The sequence below is a fragment of the Nocardioides sp. genome (assembly GCF_036374615.1).
Classification (GTDB): Bacteria; Actinomycetota; Actinomycetes; order Propionibacteriales; family Nocardioidaceae; genus Nocardioides.
This window is the reverse complement of record NZ_DASUTK010000007.1, coordinates 1-5,098: the sequence shown is the minus strand read 5'-3', so window position 1 is coordinate 5,098 and position 5,098 is coordinate 1. Positions and strand designations below refer to the sequence as shown.

General features: G+C 70.4%; 6 protein-coding genes. 3 read left to right on the top strand and 3 right to left on the bottom strand.

All coding sequences use genetic code 11. The features are described from left to right. Nucleotides 1-167: 167 nt before the first annotated feature. Nucleotides 168-677 carry a hypothetical protein gene (locus VFZ39_RS00310; RefSeq protein WP_330863717.1) on the top strand — a complete coding sequence of 170 codons (510 nt, stop codon included), beginning with the start codon at nucleotides 168-170 and terminating at the stop codon, nucleotides 675-677. Then, on the top strand, nucleotides 659-1,711 hold the full coding sequence (locus VFZ39_RS00305) for a hypothetical protein (RefSeq protein WP_330863716.1): 1,053 nt from the start codon (nucleotides 659-661) through the stop codon (nucleotides 1,709-1,711). Before VFZ39_RS00310 ends, VFZ39_RS00305 begins: the two co-directional genes overlap by 19 nt. 132 nt (nucleotides 1,712-1,843) lie before the next feature. Here VFZ39_RS00305 and VFZ39_RS00300 read toward each other — a convergent pair whose 3' ends face one another. After that, nucleotides 1,844-2,734, bottom strand: coding sequence for a rhomboid family intramembrane serine protease (locus tag VFZ39_RS00300; RefSeq protein ID WP_330863715.1), 891 nt, complete (start codon nucleotides 2,732-2,734; stop codon nucleotides 1,844-1,846). A 38-nt stretch (nucleotides 2,735-2,772) separates the two neighbouring features. Beyond that, a complete protein-coding gene (locus VFZ39_RS00295) occupies nucleotides 2,773-3,282 on the bottom strand; it encodes a peptidylprolyl isomerase (protein WP_330863714.1) in 510 nt (169 codons plus the stop codon). Nucleotides 3,283-3,480: 198 nt separating this feature from the next. On the opposite strand from VFZ39_RS00295, the gene VFZ39_RS00290 reads away from it, so the two are divergent. Then, nucleotides 3,481-4,092 carry a hypothetical protein gene (locus VFZ39_RS00290; RefSeq protein ID WP_330863713.1) on the top strand — a complete coding sequence of 204 codons (612 nt, stop codon included), beginning with the start codon at nucleotides 3,481-3,483 and terminating at the stop codon, nucleotides 4,090-4,092. A gap of 105 nt (nucleotides 4,093-4,197) precedes the next feature. Here VFZ39_RS00290 and VFZ39_RS00285 read toward each other — a convergent pair. Continuing rightward, the coding region (locus VFZ39_RS00285) for a 1-acyl-sn-glycerol-3-phosphate acyltransferase (RefSeq protein WP_330863712.1) at nucleotides 4,198-5,098 on the bottom strand (901 nt) is incomplete at its 5' end.

Genomic DNA, 5,098 nt, shown 5'->3' with positions numbered 1-5,098 from the left:
GCCCTGGCGCACTCTCAGGCACACGCCGAATCTTCAACGCTTCCAGTGGCGCGTAGTCTGGAGGTCATGGTCACCTTGCGCCGTGGGCGCTCAGCGAGCACGACGTGAGTGAACTCGGGAACACCCAGGACATATCCCCAGACGTATCCGAGGACGTTTCCACAGACGTGGCCCATGCGGCGTGGGCGGGCGCGGCTCGCGAGCTGCTGATCGGCACCGCCGGCCGCTACCACCAGGTGATCACGGTCAAGGACCTCGCCGCCGGCGCGCAGGAGCGGACCCACCTCACCTCGACGCGGCGGACCCACCAGTGGATCGGTGACGTGCTCGACCTGGTGGCCGCGGAGTGTGCTGAGCGTGGCGAGCCCAACCTCACCTCGCTGTGCGTGAACGCGGAGGGCGGCGTCGGCGCGAGCTATGCCCGGTCAGTGACGGCCGCCACCGGCCAGGAGCCCGCCGATCCGGATGCGCATGCTGCGACCACGCGGCTGGCCTGCTACGTGCACTTCGACGCCACCGGGCTTCCTGCCACCGGCGGGGTCGCCGTCCTCACGCCCAAGCTGTCCGCGAGCCGGTCCCGGCTGCGCAAGGCCGCGCTGGACGCGCGCGCGGTCGATACCTGCCCGCGGTGCTACATCGAGCTTCCCGCCCAGGGCGGGTGCAACAACTGCGACTGACGGTCCCCGGGACCGACGGGGTCGCTTCGACGAGCTCGCCGCGGCGCACGCTGCTGGTCGTCCTCTTGGTGTCGCTGGCAACGCCGGGCCTGGCCTGTCAGGCCGACGACGTCCGCGAGCCGCCGCAGCCGCGGAAGGTCACGGCACCCGAGCGCGCGCCGGCGTACGACGCCGCGGTGGAGCCGGCCCAGGCGGTGTTGTCACTGGTGCCACAGTCGGCCGACGTCGTGACGGTGGTCGACTGGGACCGGGTGCGCGCCCAGCTAGGGGTCCCGGAGCTCACCAGCGAGGACCTGATGACCGACCGGCTCGACTTCTGGGAGCGAGCCTCGACCGAGGCGGTGCTGCTGACCGACGGGCTGCTGCGCGAGGAGTCCTCGACGTTCGAGCTCGACTACGGGTTCACCCAGGACGATGTGGACTGGGAGGCCCGGTGGACCGGGGAGGACGGCCCGGGCTTCGTGCTGGCGTTCCGGCCCGACCTCGACCTCGCCGGAGTCCGACGCGCCGTGCGGGACGGGGTCGGTCCGCTCGACGGTGCCACCGTGGACCGTGCGAACACGCTGCTGGTCGCGGGCGGGGCGGAGACCGACGTATGGGCGAGCGAGGAGACCTGGTCGGCGTTGGTGCGCGAGCCGGCCGCCGCGACGTACCTCCATCGGGACTGCATCCCGCTGAACACCGCTCTCGGGCCGGACGCCGACGCCGAGGACCAGCAGGCGCTGCTCGCCGAGCACCCGGTGACGACGCTCGACGCCCTGAGCGGATTTGTAGTCTCCTACGGCGACCACCAGGCGACCGTCCGGGTCGAGCCCGGCCGCTCGGACCTGTTCGAGAGGCTGCGGATGGGTGAGGCCTGGCCGACCGGTGAGTTCGCGACGACGTACGTCAACGGCGCGGCGGACCCCTCCACGGGTCGGATCGGCTTCACCCTGCCCCGGCCGGTGGACGCTGCGGGACTCGCACTGCTGGAGGAGCTCCCGTTCGGGGTGTGCAACGAGGTCGTGCCGATCGACGAGCCCACCGGCCTGTGAGCGAGGTTGTCCCCAGCTGGGGAGCAACCTGTGGAGAACTACCACGATGTAATTCTCCACAGTCTGGTGCACAGTTGTTGAGGAGCGAGCGGCCAGCAGGTCGCTCGGAACGCGCGGCTCGATGAGGAGGCGTCAGGCCAAGACGGAGACACTGATCACCAGCGCGACCACCAACGCCACCGCGATCAGTCCGAGGCCGGCGAGCTGCCAGGTGCCGCGCCGCTCGCGGGGCGAGTAGACGAGCACGAGTGCGATCAGGACGCCGCCGACGAATCCGCCCACGTGGCCCTGCCAGGAGATGTTGGGGAACGCGAAGGTGATGACCAGGTTGAGCAGCAGCCACATCCCGATCTGCTGCACGTTGCCGCCCACCTTGAAGGCGACCACCAGCAGCGCACCCATCAGACCGAAGATGGCACCGGACGCGCCGTGGGTCCCGCCGTACTCAGGACCGGCGAAGAGCACCAGCACCGAGCCGGCCAGCCCGGAGAGGAAGTAGAGCGCGAGGAACCGGAGGCGGCCGATCGCCATCTCGAGCTGGGGTCCGAGGAACCACAGCGCGAGCATGTTGAAGGCGATGTGCCAGACCGCGACGTGGGTGAACATCGAGGTCACGACCTGCCAGTACGCCCCGTCGGAGAAGCCCGGCAGTAGAAGGCCACCCATCGGGCAGGACAGGTCGGTCGTGTCGTAGCCGCCCTGCGGCCCCACCAGGCACAGGCCCATGGGTCGGAGCGCCAGCCAGTCGAAGAGCCGGCTGCTCGAGCCGCCGGTGGCCGTGATCGCGATCCACACCGCGACGTTGGTCGCGATCAGCACCATCGAGGTGAGCGCGGGGTTGCTCGAACGGAGACCGCCGTACGCCGTTCGCCGCTGACGCGTCGTCTTGGTTCCCTCCGCCACGCACGACGGGCACTGGAAGCCGACCGCGGCGTCGCGCATGCAGTCGGGACAGATCGTCCGGTCGCAGCGCTGGCAGCGGATGTAGGACTCCCGGTCGGGGTGCCGGTAGCAGGTCGGCACCCCCGTGCCGGGTGTCTGTGACGACGGGGGGTTGGTGCTCAGGAGCCGCTGACCTCGACGGACTCGATGACGACCTGCTCGACCGGCCGGTCCCCGGCACCCGTGCGGGTCGCGGCGATCGAGTCGACGACGTCGCGGGAGGCCTGGTCGGCGACCTCGCCGAAGATCGTGTGCTTGAAGTTCAGCCACGGGGTCTGGCCGACGGTGATGAAGAACTGGGAGCCGTTGGTGCCCGGGCCGGCGTTCGCCATCGCCAGCAGGTAGGGCTTGTCGAAGACCAGCTCGGGGTGCGGCTCGTCCTTGAAGGTGTAGCCCGGCCCGCCGGTGCCGGTGCCCAGCGGGCAGCCGCCCTGGATCATGAAGCCCGGGATCACCCGGTGGAACGTGAGTCCGTCGTAGAACGGCCCGCTGCGGTCGGTTCCGGCGTCGTACTCCTTGGACCCGTCGGCGAGCCCGGTGAAGTTGGCGACCGTCTCCGGCGCGTGGTTGGGGAAGAGGTTCAGCGCGATGTCGCCGTGGTTGGTCTTGAGGATCGCCTGGTCGGCCATGGTCCGCCTTCTGTCCGGGGTCTGCTGCAGCGTCGATCCTCCCAGATCGCACCTAGTCGTCACATTCCAAGGGGTGATGCCGGGCTCCGGCCCTGGGAATGTGACGTCCGGACCGTCTCACTCACCCACAGGGGTGGCTGGCCCTCGCTTGGCCGGCATGGTCGAATGGGGGTACGCGAGCGAGAGGAAGATTCCCTGATGGGCATCCGGAAGAACAAGAGCCTCGTCGAGCAGGCGACCGACTACGTCGAGCAGGTCGTTGAGCAGGCCAAGCCCCACGTCGAGCACGCCGTCGACACGGCGCGGGAGCGCGCCGTACCGCTGCTGCAGGATGCCCGCGACAAGGCGGGTCCCAAGATCGCTGACGTGCGCGACAAGGCGAAGCCCGTGATCGCCGACGGCGCCGCGCGTGCCGCGGAGAAGGCAGCCCTGGTGGCCGAGGTCGCGTCGCAGAAGGCGAACGAGAGCCGGGACCTGGCGGCGGCCAAGGCCGCCGAGGTCAAGGGTGAGAAGCCGAAGAAGAAGCGTCGTCTGCGCACGTTCGTCCTGTTCAGCGGCCTCGCGGCCGCCGCGGCGTTCGTCGCCACCAAGCTCAAGGGCAAGCAGGAGAGCCAGAACTGGCAGTCGTCGTACACGCCGAGCCCGCCGCCGGCACCCGCGCCCGCGCCGGCCGACGTGGCCGATGACGTGGGCGGGTCCTCGCCCGACGAGGCGCTGGCCGACGCAGCCGAAGAGCCGCATTCCGCCACGACCCCCGACGAGCCTGCCGAAGAGGTCGAGGTCGACGAGGACGCGTCGTCGAAGAAGTGACGGGCTGACCGAGCGGACTTCGTGCGCGAGTCCATGACTGCGGGGTCGATGGTTCGCGCGCGAAGTCGCTGGTTCCCCGCCTGAGCGGGGAACCCCCACGGCGCGTCAGCGCGCCAGGTCCTCCGACCGGTGGTCCTCGATCCACGCGTCGATCCGCTCCCACCAGCCGAAGAGCCACTCGATCCGCTCCTCGCGACCGGCGGGGATCTCCTCTCGCGGCACCTGCCACCAGCGCATGATGATCCGCTTGTCCATCGGCAGCTCGCGCCAGACGTCGCCGACGGTCAGCATGTGGTCGAGCCCGGTGTGGGCCACCAGCACCACGTCGGCATCGGGGGCGCCGTCGAGCGCGGCGAGGAACCCGCCGGGACGCGGGGCCAGGACGTGGGTCATCGCCTCGGCGCGGTTCGCCATCTTCTCGAGCCCGAGCTTGCGGAGCCGCTCGATGCCCCGCTGCCGGCGTGCCGGCGTGAAGTTGCCGCCCTCGGGGAAGATCACGAACGCGTCGTTCTCGTCGAGGCCGTGCGCCAGCTCCTGGATGTGGTGCTCGATGTCGCCGCCGCGGGGGTCGATGAAGCGGGCGGGGAGGCGGTTCAGCACGACGTCGATCGCGGGGTCCCACGCCAGGGTGTCCTTGAGCACCACCCGGGGCTCGCGGCCGTACCAGTGCATCAGCGCGTGGATCAGCGTGAACGAGTCACCGGGCCCGGCGTGGCGGCAGGCGACCAGGATCGGGACGCCCGGGTGCGCGTCGGGGGTCGGCCCGTCGGTCTCGATCCGCAGCGCGAGCACCCGCTTGGCCTCGCGGAAGAACACCCACATCAGCCCCTGCACCAGGTCGTAGTGGATCCCCTCGAAGTACGGTGTCCGCACCCGGCGGCCGAGGCCCGAGGAGAACCAGAGGCCCCACAGCACCAGCAGCAGCAGCGCCTCGCAGGTTGCGTAGAGGATCACGATCCACAGCAGGCGCAGCGCCCGCCACCGACCGGGCAGCACGGGAGAGACC